General features: G+C 72.7%; 11 protein-coding genes and 1 pseudogene. 8 read left to right on the forward strand and 4 right to left on the reverse strand.

Translation table 11 applies throughout. The features are described 5' to 3' along the window. Window positions 1–119: 119 nt before the first annotated feature. Entirely contained in the window at window positions 120–926 is an 807-nt protein-coding gene (locus tag AB0C69_RS05670) for an SAM-dependent methyltransferase (RefSeq protein ID WP_360350194.1), read from the forward strand. Here the strand turns inward: AB0C69_RS05670 and AB0C69_RS05675 are convergent. Next, entirely contained in the window at window positions 899–3,106 is a 2,208-nt protein-coding gene (locus AB0C69_RS05675) for a hypothetical protein (protein ID WP_360350197.1), read from the reverse strand. The genes AB0C69_RS05670 and AB0C69_RS05675 overlap by 28 nt on opposite strands. A gap of 265 nt (window positions 3,107–3,371) precedes the next feature. Here AB0C69_RS05675 and AB0C69_RS05680 point away from each other — a divergent pair, with 265 nt between their 5' ends. From AB0C69_RS05680 to AB0C69_RS05700, 5 genes are all read left to right on the forward strand, one after another. Beyond that, window positions 3,372–5,372 carry an ABC transporter ATP-binding protein gene (locus AB0C69_RS05680; RefSeq protein ID WP_360350200.1) on the forward strand — a complete coding sequence of 667 codons (2,001 nt, stop codon included), beginning with the start codon at window positions 3,372–3,374 and terminating at the stop codon, window positions 5,370–5,372. Between the two features lie 232 nt (window positions 5,373–5,604). Next, window positions 5,605–6,876 carry a hypothetical protein gene (locus AB0C69_RS05685; protein ID WP_360350203.1) on the forward strand — a complete coding sequence of 424 codons (1,272 nt, stop codon included), beginning with the start codon at window positions 5,605–5,607 and terminating at the stop codon, window positions 6,874–6,876. 200 nt (window positions 6,877–7,076) lie between these two features. Next, complete coding sequence (locus tag AB0C69_RS05690; RefSeq protein WP_345175947.1) at window positions 7,077–7,247, forward strand: hypothetical protein; 171 nt, start codon at window positions 7,077–7,079, stop codon at window positions 7,245–7,247. Between the two features lie 98 nt (window positions 7,248–7,345). Next, entirely contained in the window at window positions 7,346–11,263 is a 3,918-nt protein-coding gene (gene fxsT / locus AB0C69_RS05695; protein ID WP_360350206.1) for an FxSxx-COOH system tetratricopeptide repeat protein, read from the forward strand. A 28-nt stretch (window positions 11,264–11,291) separates the two neighbouring features. After that, the gene (locus tag AB0C69_RS05700) at window positions 11,292–12,230 is read left to right on the forward strand and encodes a hypothetical protein (protein WP_360350209.1); all 939 of its coding nucleotides are present in this window, start codon (window positions 11,292–11,294) and stop codon (window positions 12,228–12,230) included. A gap of 37 nt (window positions 12,231–12,267) precedes the next feature. On the opposite strand, the gene AB0C69_RS05705 is transcribed toward AB0C69_RS05700, so the two are convergent. The 3 genes from AB0C69_RS05705 to AB0C69_RS05715 all read right to left on the reverse strand — a co-directional run bounded on the left by AB0C69_RS05705 (window position 12,268) and on the right by AB0C69_RS05715 (window position 16,651). Then, a complete protein-coding gene (locus tag AB0C69_RS05705; protein WP_360350212.1) occupies window positions 12,268–14,652 on the reverse strand; it encodes a hypothetical protein in 2,385 nt (794 codons plus the stop codon). Between the two features lie 62 nt (window positions 14,653–14,714). Further along, a complete protein-coding gene (locus AB0C69_RS05710; protein WP_360350215.1) occupies window positions 14,715–15,662 on the reverse strand; it encodes a hypothetical protein in 948 nt (315 codons plus the stop codon). 56 nt (window positions 15,663–15,718) lie between these two features. Further along, the gene (locus tag AB0C69_RS05715) at window positions 15,719–16,651 is read right to left on the reverse strand and encodes a hypothetical protein (protein ID WP_360350218.1); all 933 of its coding nucleotides are present in this window, start codon (window positions 16,649–16,651) and stop codon (window positions 15,719–15,721) included. A gap of 197 nt (window positions 16,652–16,848) precedes the next feature. Between AB0C69_RS05715 and AB0C69_RS05720 the strand changes: the two genes are divergently transcribed. Together AB0C69_RS05720 and AB0C69_RS05725 are read left to right on the forward strand one after the other, a co-directional pair. Further along, on the forward strand, window positions 16,849–18,216 hold the full coding sequence (locus AB0C69_RS05720; protein ID WP_360350221.1) for an HEXXH motif domain-containing protein: 1,368 nt from the start codon (window positions 16,849–16,851) through the stop codon (window positions 18,214–18,216). Continuing rightward, window positions 18,213–18,402: pseudogene (locus AB0C69_RS05725) on the forward strand (hypothetical protein); the annotation flags it as partial. The gene AB0C69_RS05720 and the pseudogene AB0C69_RS05725, both read left to right, overlap by 4 nt.

Here is an 18,402-nt window from a genome sequence, read left to right on the forward strand (position 1 = left end):
CGCCTCGCGCAATGCCGGGAAAAAGAAGTCAACCCGATCATCCGGCCGAACTTGGCCACCGTGTCCAGGTCGGGCTAGTCTTGCTCCGGCAATAACTTGATCTTGGGTGGAGGTCGTACGTGGCCGAGGATGGCCTGTCCCCGGAAATCGATCTCACCCGACCGAGCGTCGCCCGCATGTACGACTACTACCTGCATGGAAAAGACAACTTCCAGGTGGACCGGGACGCGGCGGACCGGGTCGCGCAGGCCATGCCGGAGATCGGCGAGCTCGCCCTGGAGAACCGCTCGTTCCTGCGCCGCTCCGTGCGGTACATGGCGCGCCGGGGAATCCGGCAGTTCCTCGACATCGGCTCCGGGCTGCCGACCGTCGGCAACACGCACGAGATAGCCCATGAGATCGTCCCGGACGCCCGCGTCGTGTACGTCGACAGCGATCCGGTGGTCCTGGTGCACGGGCGCGCCCTGCTCGCCACCAACGAGTTCACCACCGTCGCGCAGGCCGACATGCGCCGGCCCGCCGAGGTCCTCGACCACGCCCGGAGCACCGGGCTGATCGACTTCTCCGCTCCGGTCGGCGTGCTGATGATCGCCATGACGCACTTCCTCACCCTGGAGGAGCGGGAGGACGTCATGGCGCCCCTGCGGGAGGCCCTGGCGCCGGGCAGCCACCTCGCCGCGACGCATGTGACGACGGAAGGGCACTCCGCGGAGGCCGTCGAGCAGATCGAGGGGGCCTACGCAGCCACTCCCACCCCCATCTATTTCCGCAACAAGGCGGACATCGAGCTCTTCTTCGACGGCTTCGAGTTCGTCGATCCCGGTCTGGTCACCATCGACGCGTGGAATCCAGAAAACGACAAGACGGATGAACCGGCCGCCGAAGTCGGCAAATGGCTTTACGGGGGCGTCGGCCGCATAGGCTGACGCCGGCCCTGAGGGGGCAGGCGCGGGAGTCGAGGCGTGGGGGCCTGCGGTCGCGGCGCCGCCTCTTCCATGGACCAGTTCCCGGAGCCGCCGGTGACCTGGAGGAGCGTGTGCGCCCGGAGTTCCAGCGCTTGTTCGCCGGCCGGGGCCACAAGCGTTTGCAACGGGGCGAGGGTGTCACCGAGCTGCACGAGGCCGAAGTCGCCCTCGCCTCGGAACAGCACGCGCCCCGGGGGTCCCAGATAGCGCACGACTGCGGCTCGATCGCCCGCGATGAGGTTTTCGAACGGTCTGACATGGCCGGTGGGCGACACGGCGCCGCTGTCTTCCGCTGCGGAATCCACATCGGCCTGCTCCAGCGGAGTCACGTCGATGCGCCATTCGGTGCTGTCGGTTCGCACTTGGAGTACGGCTCCAGCAGGAAGGGCAAATGTGCTCCGGCTCGGTCCTGAGAACCCGTCCGCCGTCCTCGGCCCGGGCGCACCCGCGGATGCCACGGCCCTTCGGCCGTAGAGCCCGGTCAGGTCGGGGCCGCGCAGATGGACCTCGTAGAACGCCTCGTCCGGGCACGACAGGACGGCGACTCCGGGCGGTCCCTCGTACGTGAGCACCTCAGCTCCGTGACCCGTGGCCGAGCCGGCGAACGAGCGTGACCGCTCCGGTCCGCTGATGGTCACGGTCCAGGCCCCTGCCGCCTCGATGTGCAGGAAGCGGCGGGTGAGCTCTTCCTGTGCCACCCAGAGGTCGTCCAGGACGGTGGTGGCGGGCGGAGCGCCGGGCCCGCACGACACCACCGGGACCCCCCGGCCGAACTCGGTGCGCCGCAGGGAGGCCTCCAGCGCCCCGGGCCCCTCGTTGACGAACTCGGCGAGCAGCGGCTGGGGAAGCCGTCCGTTGATCTTGAGGCGTGTGGCACCGGCTCCGCGATGCGTCCGATGCCTGCCCTGATAGGCATGATCGGACGATGGAGGTTCCGAGAGGTCCGCCTCCTCTGCCGCCAGCCAGCGGTCGAGGTCGGTGGCGACCCTGCGGGGCTCCTCGACCCGCAACCACAGGGAGCGGACCGGACGTCCTCGCTGAGGGATCGTCGGACGCGACGGGCCGTCGTCCGAGGTCAGCATGACCCACAACCAGTTTCCCCATCGCAGACGCCGGGCGGGGAGTCGGATGGCGTCCCGCGTCCGCAGGAGGAGATTCACCTCCTCCCTGAACGGCGTCATAAGAGCAGATTCCTTCTCACGGCGCCGATCCGGCTCAGTGCCCTGGCGGACCGCCACGATCGCGGAGCGCGGAATCCGCAGCGCCTTCCACAGCAGCGGCCCGTCCCAGATGACGATCTCTTCTTCGCTCACCCACATCCGGGGGCGCACCAGGACGAGCCTCAGCGCCTGGATCGCCACGGTCACCGTCACGGCCGTGAGGACCGGCCACCACGAGGCGGCGACCGACTCGCTCAACGTGGCCCCCTCCTGGCGGGCGAACCACTCGGCGAGGAGAAGCGGCGCCGCCGCACCCGCCGGGACGAGGACGACCGCCGCCGCTACGGTCCTCCCCCATGACCTGGCCACCTTCACCCGGACCAGGGACCGTCCAGGCCGGGCCGTCCACCCCCAGCGGTCCCGGCCGGCGAGGTCGCGCAGCGCGGAACGGCCGCGGCGTCGCGCCTCCGCTCTGCGCGACGCGCGAGGAGGCCGCGACCAGTACACGCCCCGCAGCGCCCAGGCGATCGAGCACGTGCCGAAGCCTGCGGCAATGACGGCGAGGACTCCCGCGCCGAACGCCTCGCCCCACTCCGGGGCTCCGCCGACCGCCTGGACGAAGTCCGGCGAACCGACGTCGAGGGCGGGGACGGCGTCGCCGGCGGAGACGGAACGGTCGTCATCGCCCCGCAGCTCGACCCGGTCGATCACCACGTGCCCGTCGCGACCGTCCCGGAAGGGGCCGTACCAGAGGCATCCGCCTCGCGGGCACACCTTCGTCTCCGCCGTGAAGACGCCCTGGACTCCATCGCCTCTGGCGGCACGCCGGGTGGCCCCGATCTCGTCCACCATGGCGTTGAAGGCGAAGGTCCCGGACGCCAGCACGGCGATGCCCAGGAGCAGATGGACGACGGAGAAGGGCCCGGAACCGCCGCGCACGTAGTCCGCCGCCGCCGAGTCGACCTCGCGTCTCCCGCTCATCCCGTCCCGAGTCCCGACCGCCGTCCGGCACGAGCCGCACGGCACCTCCCGCAGTGAACGATCACATTATGCGAGGCATCGGAGGCTTACCCGGCGGGTGGAGAACTGTGCCGTGGGAGCGCGGGGCCAGAGACCGCCGCACCCCTTCCTCGCACCCGGGCGCGGCGCAGAGGGTGGTGCCCGTCCCCTGCCTGGAGGCCGGTTCCATGACCAGTGTCGCCCGCTCTGGTGATCGCGAGACGTCGCCGACCCCGGAGGTGGGCCGATGAGGCTGCGTCGTCGCCGCGCCGCCGCGCCGGTCGAGGCGCCCATGGGACCGGCTCTGAGCGAGCACAGGTGGTACCGCAAGGCCGCCGAGCTGTCGGGCACCGGCACCCTCACCATGGCTCGGCGGCTGCCGACCCTGATCAGGCAGGTGATGCGGCTCGCGTGGCGGGCGAACCCGCGGGACCTGGCCGCGACCATCGCGTTCAACGTGGCCGCGGGCGTGTTCACCGCGTTCGGCCTGCTGGCCACCACCGGAGTGCTGACCGCGCTGTTCTCGGTGGGCCCGACCCCGGACCGGGTGCGGGCCGCCGCGCCGCAGCTGGCGCTGGTGGGGGCCGCGGTCACGGTCCGCGCGGCGTTCGCGGCGGCGGCGCAGTGGGCGCAGGCCCGGCTGCGCCCGCAGGTCGAGCAGATCGTCGAGCAGCGGTTGTACGAGCTGACGACCGCGATCGAGCTGGCGGCGTTCGACGACGCCGAGTTCCAGGACGACCTGCACCGGGCCCGGCTGCGGGGCATGGACTCGGCCCCGTCCATGGTCGACAACGCGGTGGACCTGTTCACCGCCGCCGTCGGCGTCGCGGCGGCGGCGGGCGCGCTCGGCGTCCTGCACCCGGTGCTGCTACCGCTGCTGCTGCTGACGGCCCTGCCCGAGGGATGGGCGGCGGTCCGCGCGGCCCGGCTCGGATACCTGACCCAGCTGGACCTGGTGGAGGTGCGGCGGCGGAGCTGGATCATGTCGGACCTGATGACCGAGCGCCGCCACGCCGCCGAGGTCCGCTCCTTCACCGTCCGCGCCTTCCTGCTGCGCCAGTACTCCGCACTGGCCGCCCACGTCCGTCGCGTACTGCTCGACCTGGCACGCCGGCAGACGATGTCCCAGGTCTGGGGCGATGTCCTCAAGGGTGTCGCGACCGCGCTGATGTACACGGCGCTGGGGCTGCTCCTGTGGCGGGGCGTGATGCCGCTCGCGGTGGCCGGGACGGCCGTCCTGGCGATCCGCGCCGGGCAGACGTCCCTCGTCAACCTCGTCTACGCCCTGAACCGCTGCTACGAGGACGGCCTGTACTTCAGCGACTACATGGCCTACTGCCAGGACGCCGAGCAGCGTGTCCAGCGGGCTCGCACCGGCGAACCGGGCGACATCGAGAGGCAGCTCGCTGCGCTGCGCGGGTTCCAGGACATTCATGCCGAGAAGGTGACCTTCACCTATCCCGACAGCGACAAGCCCTCCCTGCGCGAGGTGTCGGTGCGGCTCGGCCGCGGGGAGATCGTCGCGCTGGTCGGGGAGAACGGATCGGGAAAGACGACCCTCGCCAAGATCCTCGCCGGCCTCTACGCCCCGCAGGACGGCGTGGTCCGCTGGGACGACACCCGCGCGAGCGACCTGGACCCCGAGGCCCTGCGGCGGGCCATCGCGGTGGTGGCCCAGGACCACACCCACTGGCCGATGACCGCGGCCGACAACATCACCATGGGCGACGACCTGTCCGCCGCCGGCGTCCGGGCGAACGTCGACGAGGCCGCGGCCCACGCGGGCGCCGACCAGGTCATCGCCGCCCTCCCCCTCGGTCTCGACACCCTCCTGGACAAGCGCTTCGCCAACGGGTGCGAGCTGTCGGGCGGCCAGTGGCAGCGGCTGGCGGCCGCGCGCGGCTTCTACCGGGACGCGCCCCTGCTGATCTGCGACGAGCCCACCGCCGCGCTCGACGCCCGCGCCGAACACCACCTGTTCGACCAGATCCGCCGGCACGCCGCCCAGCACGGCCGCACCGTCCTGCTGATCACCCACCGCCTCGCGAGCGTCCGCCACGCCGACCGCATCTACGTCCTCGACGGCGGCCGCGTCACCGAGCACGGCACCCACCACGACCTCATGACCCTGAACGGCCTCTACGCCGAACTGTACGAACTACAGGCATCGGCCTACCGCCAAGGCGACGAAGAAGACGCTTTCGCCGCCAATCCGGCAGCCCCCTCCCCCCGCGGCCCAGCCTTCTGACGCCTTGAGTTCACCGACCCGACTTCGAGCGGGCCATCGTCTCGACGCCATGACCATATCCGGCCTTACCGGGGTTGCCGGATTCGGTCAGGTGGTAAGTCGGCGGATATCGGATCGGGCTTTCGGCGCGCGTGATCATCTTTTATGATGTTCTTGGCTGAGGGGGTCCGTCGATCCGGACGCCGGTGCTCCGTCGAGAGGCGCGACCGGCCCGTGGAACGGAGAACGCCTTTTGGGTGCGCGCGTATCGCGGCTGTCGCGGATCGTTCCCCTCATCGTCGTCGGGGCGCTGCTCGCCACGGCGGCGGGGCTCGGCGTGGGGGCCCTCGTCCATCCGGGTGATCTCGCAGGGTCGGCCTGGTACTCCTTCCTCGCCGGGTTCCTGCTGGCCATCGGCTTGTACGGGAGCACGCACGAGATCGATCTCGGGGCGCTCCGGCAGGACGCCCGGGGCGTGCTGGTCGCCGTCACGCTGGGCGTGGTCATCAAGGCGGTCCTGATCGCCGGCGTGATGCTGCTGGTGTTCCACGACGCCCGCTACCTGGTCCTCGGCATCGCCGTCGCGCAGATCGACCCCCTGTCGGTGGCCGCGATGCGGGCCAACAGCCGGATGTCGTCGCGGGCGAAGGCGCTCCTGTTCGCCTGGGCCTCGTTCGACGACCCCGTGACGGTGCTCCTCTCCCTCTACTTCTCGATCCTCGCTTTCCGGCTTTCGGGGCGGGACGGATCGCCGCAGGCCGGCCCCTCGGGAGACGGGCTCGGCGCCTATCTGGCCGACCTGGGGCTGAACCTCGCGCTGGCGGCCGCGGCCTATCTGGTCTTCGTCGCGCTGCGGGGCCTGCGGAAACCCGAGCGCCCCGCCTTCGGGCGGCGGCGAGCGCAGACGGGCGGGCGGTTCGCCGACCTGCTCTCCATGGCGGTGCTCCTGGGCGTCTTCCTCGTCGCCGCCCACTGGATGCTGATGCTCGCCGTGGCCGTGATCGGTCTCTTCCTCAGACTCGGGACGTACGCGAAGGTGATCGACCGCGCCGTGGCGACCGCCTTCCTGATCGCCTCCTTCGCCCTCGGCCTGTTGCTGGTGAACGGCGCCGACCTGCTTCCCGCGGTGGTGCTGGGCGTCGCGGCGTTCGGCGCCCAGGCGCTGATCTCGCTGCTCGTGGTGCCCGTGCTGGAGCGCGGGCTGAGCGGTCGCGACCGCGTCCACCTGGCCCTCGGCCAGCAGAACGGGATCACCGCGATCATTCTGGCGCTGGCGCTGGAGCCCGACTTCCGCGGCACCGTCGGGATCGTCGCGCCGGCGATCCTGGTCGTGAACGTCCTGCACTACGCCTCCAACGGGGTGCTGAACAGGTTCGCCGGCGATCCGCCGCATCCCGACGAGCCGGGCCCGTCCGGGACGGTCCCGCCTCGGCCCGGTGCGCTGTCCGGCGCCGCGCCGTCCGGCCCGCCGGTTCCCGGGCCGTCCCCCGAGACCGACGCGTGCGCCGCCGACTTGGAAAAGTGACCCCCCGCCGGGACGCCGCGCGGGGACGCCCCATGATTCGGTTCTGGCCGAACACGGAAAACGCGCCATGGGACATAGTCGTCATTGCGGGATGAGGCTAGCCTCGACCATACCCATGCGGGATGACGGAAGTGGCCTTGCCCCGTGCGCCGAATTCGGTCAGCCCCAAAAACGGTCGTACCAGCCGAATAGAGTGATCGATGGAAGATGCGAGTGAGGAACTCCCCACCACCATCATCGACGTGACCGACTTCGATCTCGATCAAATGGACGCCCTGCCGAGCGAGGCCCTCCGCAGAGCCGTCAACCGCATCTATTACGAGAACCTCCGGGAATCGGCCTTGTATCTCACGTTCAATGCGCGAATATGAAAGGGTTGTGCGAACGGTCGCGAATGTTGCAGTTGTGAGCGGCGTCCGCGGCGCCGGCGACGGCCCGCCGCCGGACGCGAGGTCCCGAAGGAGCCGCGTTGGTCCCCCACGTTCCGCCGCGCAGCGGCCCGCCGAACGTCATCGCCCTCACTTCGCCGGAGCGCGGCGCGGGCTGCACCACCGCCCTCGCCGACCTCGCCTGGATGCTGGCCCTCGCGGGCCGCGCCGTGCTGCTGGTCGACGGCGACCTCGCGTCGCCCGCCCTGGAGGACCACGCGAAGAGGTTCGCCGGCGACGGCTCCGATGAGGCCGGCCTCCTCGACCTCGTCCGCGGCTTCGGCTCCGGAGGCCGGAGCGCTCCCCACGGCTTCGACCTGCCGCCCCTCCTGCGGCACCGGGAGCCCCCCGGCCCGCCGATCTCCGGACGGGTGGATCTCCTCCCCGCGCAGGGCTCCGGCGGCGCCCGCGGCCACTGGACCGAGCTGGAGACCCCCGACCTCCACCGCTTCGCCGCCGCCCTCCGCGACGCGCTGCGCCGCACCTCCTACGACCATGTGCTCGTCGACGCCGCCGGCCTCCCGGCGGAGGCCCTGGCGAGGCTCGCCGACACCGTGGCCGTCGGGGTCCGGGCCGACGCCGGCGGCATCGCGGCCGCCGAGGCGCTCGCCCGGGAGCTGAAGGCGACGGCGCTCCCCCGGCTCCTGCCGGTGCTCATGCAGGTGGAGGACGCGTCGTCCCTCAGCGTGCGCGGCAGGGCGGGCGTGGCGTTCGCCTGGCTCTTCCCCGGCACGACGCCGCCCTCGGCGCGGGACGCGTACTGGCGGCGGATGGCGATTCCCAAGGTCGCCGACGCGGCCGTCGCCGAGAGGCTCGCCGTGTTCGCCGGGGACCGGGCCGCCTCCGGGCTCCTCACGGCCTACCGGGACGTGCTCCGCACGATCCTCGACGACGAGGGGTTCGATCCGCCGCGGGCCACGGCCGAGGCGGTCGACGCGTACCGGATGCGCATCGGCGCGGACGACGTGCCGCGGACGCGCCACTACCGGGTGGTCTACGAGCCCGCCCAGCGCGCGTGGGCCGACTGGCTCGGCGTCCAGCTGCGCTCGACGCACCTGCGTCCCGCCGGGGAGGGCCCGGTCCGCGACGACGACGTCGTCATCGTCGTCGGCCCCGAGGCGGTGAGGTCCGCCCCGTCCGGGACGCCCGTGCCCGGCGCCCACTGGTACCTCCGGCTGTCCCCCGAGGACCCGGCCCCGGGCGTTCCGCCGTCCACCCGGATCGACCTGTTCGCCATGAACGAGCAGGCCGCCCGCGACGAGCTGTTCCAGCGGCTGATGCCCTCGCGCACGCCGCCCGCCCCCAGGAGCGCCCCGGGCGACCCGCGCTTCCCGGGCCGGACGCCCGAGTTCCGCCGGCTGCCCCCGTCCGCGGGCGCCTTCGTCGAGCGGGGCGCGGAGATCGAGCGGATGCGCGACGCGCTGCTCGGCTCGGACCGCGACGGCATCTACTCGATCAACGGCGCGGCGGGCACCGGGAAGAGCAGGCTCGCCCTGGAGTACGCCCTCCGGTTCTCGGGCGACTACGACGCGATCTGGTGGATCACCGCGGCGTCGGCCGGGAGCGTGCGGGCCGGCCTCACCGCCATGCACGAGGCGGTCGAGGCCCGCGGCGGCGGGCACCGGCCCGCGACCGCCGCGGGCGACCCCGTCGCGCAGTTCGTCCGGGAGGAGGTGAACCGCACCGGAACCTGGCTGCTGATCTACGACAACGTCGAGCGGGCCGAGGACCTGACCGACCTCGTGCCCGAGACCACCCGCGGGAACCACGTCGTCATCACGGGCGCGGACGTCGGGGCCCTCAGGAGCGGGACGCTGGTCCGGCGGGTCGAGAAGTCCACCCGGGCGGGGCCGTTCACCAGGGACGAGAGCCGCGAGCTGTTCCGCAGGAGGGTCCCCGCGCTCTCCGACGAGCACGTCGACCGGCTCTCGCGCCACATGCGCGACCTCCCCCTGAACGTGGCGCTGGCCGCGGCGTGGGTGGAACGCCACGCCGACTGGCGGCAGCGCGGCGCCGCCGGTCCCGCGGCGCCCGGAGCCGGGACGGCGGAGTCCGCGGGCGCCTTCCGCGAGATGGAGGCGGTCGAGGACGCGGTCGAGACGTTCACCGGCCTCTTCGCCGAGGGCATCGCGGCCGCGCAGCGCGCTCCCGGGGCTCCGGAGGACGGGGCGGGCGCGCGCGACGACGCGGCCCGCCGGGAAGAGGCGGACCTGCTGACCGCCCGGATCGTCCTCGGGCTGACCCTCGACGCCCTGCGCCAGATCGACTCCGGCGAGGCCGCCGTGCACCTGATGCGGATGGCGGCCTTCCTGTCGCCCGACGGCGTGGGGCGCCGGCTGCTGTTCTCCCCCGCCATGCTCGCCGCGCTGGAGGCGCACTGGCCCGACCTCGCCGAAGACTCCGTGCGCCTGGAGGCGCTGCTCGTCCGGCTGACCCGGTACGGCCTGGCCGAGGTGGACTACGAGCTCGGCGGGGAACTGCGCGTCCACCGGATGGTCCAGAAGATCATCCGGGATTCGCTGCGGGACGGCGAGCGGGAGCGGGTGACCGCCGAGGTCCACCGCGTCCTCGCCGCGTTCGCGCCCGCCGACGCCGAGGTCGACAGGCCCTACCACGCCGCGACGTTCGCCGAGCTGCGGCGGCACCTGTTCGTCAGCGAGGCGCTCGCGAGCGGGGAGCGGCCCGTCCGCCGCTGGCTGGCCTGCCACGTGCGCCACCTGTACCTGGCCGGCGACAAGAGCGACCGCGCGATCGGCCTCGGCGTCGCCGAGCGGCTGTCGGCCGACTGGCGCGCGCGCCTGGACGCCGACGACCCGCTGCTGCTGCGCGTCGAGGTGCAGCGCGCCAACCTCCTGAGAGCGCTCGGCCGTCTGGAGGAGGCGGCGCGCATCTCCGAGGACGCGCTGAACCGGCAGATGCGCCTCGGGTACGCCGACATCCGGACGCTGATGGCCGCGCGGGGGTACGCCGCCGACCTGCGGCAGGCCGGCGACTTCGGCACCGCGCTCGTCCGCGACCGCGCGACGCTCATCGGGTTGCGCCGCGAGCTGGGCGGCGACCACGAGCTGACCCGGAGCGCCGCCATGAACCTCACGCTGTCGCTGAGCCTGGACGGGCAGGACGCCTCCGTCCGGGAGGCGCTGGCGATCGAACGGGGCAACCGGGAGCGGCAGCGGCGGGTGGAGCCCGGCGACCGGCAGTCGCTCGCGATCTCCGCCTACAAGATCGGCGCGCTCCTGCGCCGGCTCGGCCGGTACGACGACTCGGCGCGGGAGCTGACCCACTCGGTCGTCATCCTCCGCGAGCTGCACCGGGACGACCCCGCCAACCTGCATCTGCTGTGCGCCCAGCGCCACCAGCGCATCACCCGCCGGCACCGGCCCGGCGACCCCGGGGCGCGCGCCGACGACCGGGACGAGCTGCGCCGGCTGCTGAAGATCCACCTGGACTTCCATCCGGGCGAGAACTACGAGACGCTCGCCTGCCGGCTGGCCGTCGCGGCGGCCGAGCACGCCTGCGGCGCGTACGAGGCCGCGCGCGACGAGGCGGGGCGGGCCGTCATGGGCTACCTCGCCCTTTACGACGACCGGCATCCGTTCGTCCAGCTCGCCCGCTGCAACCTGTCGGTCTACACCCTCGCCCTCGGCGACGCCGACCTCGCCGGGGAGCAGAGCGCCACCGCCCTGGACCTGCTGCGCGAGAGGCTGGACGACGACCACCCGTACGTGGTGGGGGCGCTGGTCGACCACGCCAACGCGCTGATGGCCCTCGGCCGCTACGACGAGGCCCTCGACCTCGACGAGCAGGCCGAGGAGCGTCTCCCGTCCGGCCATCCCGACGACGAGCATCCCTGGGCCGTCGCCGTGCGCGGCAACCTCGCCCACACCCGGGCGCGACTGCGGAACGAGGCGCCTGGCACCGAGCGCCGTGCGTTCCAGTGGGACGCGCCGCAGATCTGAGACCGGCCCGACCCGGAGAGGAGACCGAGTGAGCCAGACCCCGATGACCATCACGCGGCGTGCGGGGCACGTCGACGCGAACGCCGGAACGCTGCTGCTGGAGGACACGGTCAGGGAGGTCTTCGAGGGCGCCGACGGGCTGGCGCACACCGCGAACTTCATCGACGGCATGTTCCGGTTCGCGGTGGAGGACGCGGATCTGACGCCGGAGGACGCGAGGCTCCACGCCCAGGTCGGCGGCAGGCTCGGCCCCACCTTCGCCAAGATCGACTCGTGGACGTCGTCGCTGGACAGCGGGCGGCTCATCCGCCTGGTCCTGTCCTGCCCCACCGGCGGCGTCTACTACATCTCGCTCCGTCCCGGGGAGACCCAGTTCGGCATCGCGCGGGAGGGCGCGGCGGTCGAGAGCGGCGACCGGCAGATGGCGAAGATCTCCGACCGGGTGCGCGAGCTCTACTCGCTGGGCCCCGAGAACCTCGGCGGCTACAGCACGTCCGCCCCGGCGCTCCCGGACGTGCCCGAACCGGCGCCCGTCCAGTTCGAGGCCCCGGGCGCCGACCCCCGCCTGGTGGAACTCGGCCGGCGGCGCGTCTCCCCGCTCGACCTGCACTACCTCTCGGGCCACCGCGGCGGCGACCACCTCTTCAGCACCGACGTCCTCGCCGACGAGAGCCTCGGCACGTACTTCCGCAAGGTGTCGGTCGCCGAGCACAGGAAGCGCTACGAGGAGATCTACCTCGCCTCGCGGCAGCTCGTGCGGTCCCTGGCGTACCGGCTCGGACCCGCGCTGCGCGGGCGGCCGTCCCGGCTCGTCATGGACGTCGAGCAGGGGGCGCTGTACTACCGGTGCCTGCCCGACGACCTGGCGCTCTTCGGCGTCACCCTGCGGCAGAAGAACGTGTGGGACGCCGACCGGCGCCTGGAGTCGATCATCGACGACTACCTCGGCGGCGGTTCCGCTCCGTGAGGGTCGGCAGGGTGAGGGACGGCCGACGGCGGAGCCCTCAGACGGGCGCGGGTCCGAGCGGCGGGCCGGAACCGCCGTCCGCGTCCTCGGCGGCGCGCAGGACGGTGCTCCTGACGTGACCGCTCAGCCCGTCCAGGCTGTCGACGATCGCGACCTGGGCGACCGAGCCGCTCAGGCCGGGGACCGCGTCCTCGGACAGGCTGCCGAGCTGGCTCAGCGCCGACAGCGGGACGGCGTCGTAGCTGGCGTCGAACGCCTCGCAGAGCCGGTCCAGCCGGGCCCGGTCCTCGGCGGTCGGGCCCGGCCGGGACCGCACGCCGGCGAACCAGCCCGCGACGGACTCCTCGAACGAGGTCACGAGCCGGCGCAGCACGATGCTCACCCCGATCGCCTCGAAGACCTCGTAGCGGCGCAGCCGGTAGCTCAGCATGGCGCCGGCGGTGGCCGCGTCGTCGCGGGACAGGTCGAAGGAGCGCCCGATGTAGGCGTCGACCTCGTCGATCGCGGCGAGGGATTCGAGCGCGAGCGTGAAGGGCCGGGCCACGGCGTCCGGCAGGTCGCGGCCGGGGCGCTCCGGCTCGGCGGCGGCTCCGGCGGGCCCCGGGGGCGGGCGCGTCAGGTCCCTCCTGATCGCCTGGAGCTGCCGGTCGGCCTGCTGGCGGATCTGCTCGACCTGGCTCTGCAGGTTGAGCAGGTGGTCGTGCGAGGCGGTCACCTGCCGCCTGATCCGCTCCATCGAGTCGTGCATCATCGCGATGTCGTTGTCGGAGGCCGCGGGGCCGGCGCGGTGGCCGATGACCTCCCGGTTCAGGTCGTCCAGGCGGGCGGTGAGGACGTCGTGGAACCGGTCGGCGAGGTACACGATCGGCGGCGCTCCGCACGCCTGGGTCAGGGAGGGGCGGATCTCCTCGCTCAGGAAGCCCGTCACCACGACGACGCGGCGCTTCGGGCTGTCGCGGCGGATGGCCTGGACGCGGCGGATCAGCGGCTCGGCCTCGTCGGCCTGGACCAGCGGCGAGCTCACCACGATCGCGCAGCCCGCGCGGTCCTGCCCGGGGGGCATCGGGATCCAGAAGTCGGGCCGCTCGCGTTCCGGCAGCAGGGGGTAGCTCGTCTCGGCCATCCAGCCCCGGCCGTTGAGGATCTCCGAGACGTTCGACAGGAGGTCGTCCAGCGGCACCACGTAGCCGAGGTTCTCCTGCCGCGCCGCCGTGTGGACGGCGGGCGCGTCCACCCGCGCGGGCGGCACGGTGAGCTGGAAGCTGCGGTAGCAGAGCCGGACGACCTGCCGGGGGCTGCCGCCGGTGAGCCGGTGGATCGCGTCGCAGGCCGACTGCTCGAACGGTTCGAGCACGCCGCCCTGGCGGAGCCGGACGTACTCGGCGATCTGCGCGCCGTCCAGGGGCGACGGCGAGATGCGGGTGCGTATGCGGGACTTGGCGTCCTCGGGGAGCTGGTCGAGGTACTCCGGCAGGCCGCCGAGGACGAGCAGGCCGCCGCTCTCCACGAACGTCCGCAGCAGCTTGTGGAACGACTTCAGGGTGTCGGCCGTGTTCGTCATGTCCGGCAGGAGCGGGTCGGGGCGGCCGAGCAGCTTCTCGATGTCGTCGATGACGAGCGCGAAGTGCAGCCCCTGCCGTCCGTAGAGGCTGGTGAGCGCTCCCATGCAGTCCAGCATCTGGGCGTTGGACGCCAGGGCTCCGGTGATCCCCTGCTCCTGGAGGCGGGCGTCGGGAGGCGCGCCGCTCGCCAGCCAGTCCATCACCGCGAGGGCGAGCTGCACGTCGGCCAGCAGGGCGAAGGCGGTGCCGAACTGCTTGTTCCCGGTGACCTGCCAGAGCCGCTCCTGGAGCTGCCTCGGCACCCTGGCCGCCAGCCCGGCCTGCCGCGCGAGGACGCGGGGGTCGAGCCCGGGGTCGCGCCGCTCCAGCGCCGCCGCCTGTCCGGCCAGGTGGGGGAAGTCGATCCGGAGCTGCTCGGCGACCACGTCGGCGTAGTAGCCGAGGGCGACGTCCTTGAGTTCGTCGAGGTGGAACCTGGTGATGAAGGAGGCCCGGTACAGCGTCCCGAAGTCGGACGCCTGCGCCGACAGAGAGATGATCTTGCGGGGGATCGCGGCGCCGGGCGGCGGATGGCGTAACCGGTGGATCAGGGTGTTGAGCAGGTGCGTCTTTCCGGTGCCCGCCTCCCCGGAGACGGCGATGACCTCGCCGTTCGCGCCGGTGGAGGAGGCCCGCACCGCCTCGTCGTCGGTCAGCTCCCGGGGGCCGGCGTCGCCGCCGCGCCGGTCGGGGCCCTGCTGGGAGCGCACGTCGCGCCAGAGGATCAGGCTCCGCGCGAGGTAGTCGTCGACCACGCGCCGCACGGTGAGGATCGCCGGGGTGTCGAGGCTGGCCACCTCGCCCGGCAGTTCGCCCAGCATCGCGGACGCCCCGGGAGGGAAGGGATTGCGCCGTGCCGCCGGTGACGGCTCATGATCAGCAGTCATGAGGAGCCCGTTTCTTCGCTCGGCGGGGCCAGGATGAACTGGGACGCCAGATCACTGTAACTCACATCCCGCGGACTGTCAGCCCTGATGATCTGTTCGAAGACCTCCGCCAAGCCGTCCACCAGAAGCCTTATCGTCATGCGCCCGTCATATGCGTTCATAATCGCCTTGATATGGTCTTCCTGAATATTCATTGATTCACGGTGGCCCGTTTCCCGGTAGAGGCGCCGCTCGACGAATGCCCAGCCGTCCTCGGCGGCCAGCGGCCGGGGGCGCAGCGGGATGACGGAGATGTTGCCGTCGAACGGCGGGTGCTCCTGACCGGTGTCCTCGTCCTCGAGCTCCGCGAAGAACATCATGCAGGGCTGGACGACCTCGGCGAAGAACCGCACGTCGAGCAGGTTCGCCGAGCGCGGGAGGATGACCGCGACCAGCGGCCCGTCGTCGGCGGAGCCCATCCCGATCTCCCAGAGCATGGTGGCGACCTCGTCCCGCACGCGGTCCGCGGTGAGGCCCTCCCGCGCCTTGAGCCGGTCGACGTCCCTGATCACGCTGTGCAGGCGCTCCAGCCGGGACTGCGAGCCCGAGAAGTACGCGCTCTCCGTCAGCTGCGAGCAGATCTTGAAGACCAGTCCGAGCATGCGCCGTTCCGGCGTCCCGACCGGTCCGCTCAGCGTCCTGGCATCGACGACCTGCAGATCGTTCTGGCCGGCGATCTCCTTGAGGAAATGGACGCACCTGCAGATCAGCGAGGTCTTTCCGGTGCCCTCCACCCCGTGCACGAAGACGAGATGGCCTCGGTCGCGAATCGCCTCGATATCGTCCATCTCGCTTTGGAAGGATTCGAAGCACGCGGTGAACGAGCTGGTGTCCACGTAGTGGTCCGCGTGCTTGCCGACGCGGTGAGGTTCCAGGGCCAGGGGCGGCCTGTCGGCGTACCGCACCAGGCGGAGCGGGTTTCCCGGCGAGAGGCGCCCGTTCGCCGGCCGGGGGTCGCCCGTCACGAGGGCACCTTCTGCCAGAACACGAACCAGCGGAGGACCGGCGGACGCCACGGGTGCTCCAGAGCGCGCGCGGTGCTGCCGACCTGGGCGTCGACCCGGTGGACGACCTCCATGACCGCCGCGCGCCTGGTCTTTCTGCCCTGCTCGGTCAGCCCCTGCCACCCGTCGGTGACGGCGGCGCCCGGCCTTTCCTGGTCGAGTGCGGCGAGCACCGGGGAGAGCGTTCGCCACCAGGGGCGGCGGGCCTTGATCTCCTCCAGCCGGAGCGCCAGTTCCCGCGCGGCATCGTGCACCGGCTGGCCGGACGGCTGCTTGGCGTCCCCGCGCCCTTCGGCGTATTCGCTCGCCGCGGTGAGGAATGTCCTGCCCAGCCTCCGGAGTTCGAGGCCCTCTTTCCGGCCGCGGTCAACGGACGCTCTCCATTCGGTGGTGAAGAGGGTGAGCAGGGCGCCCAGCAGGAGCGGACCGAAAACCTTTGCGGCGGACACCCAGACCGACGGTTTCTTCTTCTCCCCCGAAACGGTCTGCGCCCCGATCAGGGCGTCGCAGGCGCGGTCGAAGTCCTTTCTGTTGTGCACGGCCCAGGCCTGGAGTTCGGCGGGGCCCGGAGTGCGAGCGGCCGCAGCCGGCCACGGGGACGCCCCGGACGGGGGCCGCGGGGCGGGTGACGCGGTGGGCGCCGGCGCGGGTGCGGCGCCGGGGACGGGAAGCCCGAGCGCCAGGAGGGCCGTGGCCATCCGGCCGGGACGGGACAGGCAGTACACGGTGGCGGCCTCCCGCCGGTCGTCCGTGCCGGGGGACGCCGCGGACCGGGGAGGCGGAGCGTCCGATAACGAGGCCGGAATTTCGGCGGCCGCGCCGAAGGGGCGGCTCACGCATCCGATGATCAGCAGACCGACCATGCAGAAGAACAGCCTGCGAACGCTCATGGATCGTCCTCCGCGGTCAGAATAGCGCGCGTCCGCCGCCCGCCGGGGGACGAGTCACGGACCGGCCACCGGACGGCGAGGGGCCCCGGCGCGCGACCGGCCGACGCGAGATCGGCGGCGACGTTTAACGATCACGGTATGCGGCCTAAAATGCTGGTGATTGGACGTTCGGCGGAAGGCCGGGCTTTATGACGTTGATGAATCACTCCTTTTCCGGCGCCGATTTCGACTCGCTCGCCGCGGGAATGGCCACGTCCGGTGCGATCGAATCGCTGGGAGCGATCCAGCACAGCCGGAACCTGCTGCTGCTGCGCTCGGTGGTGGACGCCGCCCGGCGGACCGGCCATCCGGAGGCCGCGGCGGCCCGGAACGGCTTCGAGCAGCTGATGGAGCTGAAGCGGCGCGCCCCTGACGCCGCCGCGGCCGTCATCACGCACCCCTCGACCGGCGGGTGGGGCCTGCACGCGCTGCGCGTCCTGGGCGGCGCCCCGCACGGCGACCCGCCCGGCGTGCGCCCCGCGCAGCTCGCGGGGCTGGCCGCTGCGGCGGCGGTGCGCGGACGCTGTACGGGGACGTTCGCCGTTCCCGTCTCCCACGGCGTGGTCACCCTGCCGTCGGTGGGCGTCCTCACCGCCCCCGAAGGCGCCGATACCGTGCGGATCGTCCATGACGGCCGGAAGGCGGTCGCCACCGCCGGGCGGACGAGCTCACCGATCCCCATCGACGCCGCCCCTGACGCGCCGGGCTGGCGGGGGCTGCGCACCCTCCGCGCCCGGTCCGGCGGGAGAACCGAGTTCGCGCTCCTCCTCGACGATGTGGACCCGTTCCGCTTCCCCCGCGCGTCGTCCGCCGCGGCCGAGCGCCTCTCCGAGGCGGCCGCGGCCGAGCTGGAGCGCACGCTCGGCGAGAGCTGGGACCTGCTGTCGCGCCACCACCGCTCCAGCGCGCGCGAGCTCTCCGGCACGGTGTCCACGCTCACGCCCCTGCGGTCCGCCGGCGACGATTTCCGCAGCGCCACCTCGCGGGAGCACTTCGGCTGCGTGGCGCTGTCCCTGCCGGTGGACCCGACGCAGCTCGCGGTCACGCTCGTCCACGAGGCCCAGCACGGCAAGCTGGCGGCGATCATGGACGCGGTGAGGCTGCTGCCCGGCGACGACGACCGCCGGTACTACGCGCCCTGGCGCCCCGACCCGAGGCCGTTCTCCGGCCTGCTGCACGGCACGTACGCCTTCCTCGGCGTCGCGCGGTTCTGGCGGCGGCAGCGCTGGCTGGAGCGGGGCGAGCGCGCGCTCGCGGCGCACCTGGAGTACGCGCACTGGCGGGGAGCGGTGCGGCTCGGGCTCGTCCAGCTCTGCTCGCACGACCGCCTGCCCGCGCTCACCGTGCGGTTCGTCCAGGGGATGCGGCACGTGCTGGACCAGTGGCGCGCCGAGCCGGTCCCGGGGCCGGCCGCCGCGCTGGCGGCGGAGCGGTCCACCGCGCACCGCGCGCGCTGGGTCGCCGCCAACGGGCCGCTGCCCGGCTGCCTGCGGACGGTCCGCGACCTGCCGGGCCCGGTCGCGTGAGCCCGCCCGCGCCGCGGGAGGCGCTGCCCTTCCGGGAGTTCATCCTCAAGATCCACAGCCGCTGCAACCTGGCCTGCGACTACTGCTACGTCTACGAGATGGGCGACCAGAGCTGGCGCGACCAGCCGCGGGCACGCCCGTCGTGCACGCCACCGTTGGCGAGGATGACCCGCAGGGAAGGCTCGT

Origin of the sequence: Actinomadura sp. NPDC048032 (assembly GCF_040653175.1) — a bacterium.
In the GTDB taxonomy this organism is placed as follows: Bacteria; Actinomycetota; Actinomycetes; order Streptosporangiales; family Streptosporangiaceae; genus Spirillospora; species Spirillospora verrucosospora.

Excerpts from the sequence above, each read along its gene's own strand:
- AB0C69_RS05680 (WP_360350200.1), top strand. The coding sequence starts at position 3,372 with ATGAGGCTGCGTCGTCGCCGCGCCGCCGCGCCGGTCGAGGCGCCCATG.
- AB0C69_RS05715 (WP_360350218.1), bottom strand. The coding sequence starts at position 16,651 with ATGAGCGTTCGCAGGCTGTTCTTCTGCATGGTCGGTCTGCTGATCATC.
- AB0C69_RS05675 (WP_360350197.1), bottom strand. The coding sequence starts at position 3,106 with ATGAGCGGGAGACGCGAGGTCGACTCGGCGGCGGCGGACTACGTGCGC.
- AB0C69_RS05705 (WP_360350212.1), bottom strand. The coding sequence starts at position 14,652 with ATGCTGGGCGAACTGCCGGGCGAGGTGGCCAGCCTCGACACCCCGGCG.
- AB0C69_RS05690 (WP_345175947.1), top strand. The coding sequence starts at position 7,077 with ATGGAAGATGCGAGTGAGGAACTCCCCACCACCATCATCGACGTGACC.
- AB0C69_RS05720 (WP_360350221.1), top strand. The coding sequence starts at position 16,849 with ATGAATCACTCCTTTTCCGGCGCCGATTTCGACTCGCTCGCCGCGGGA.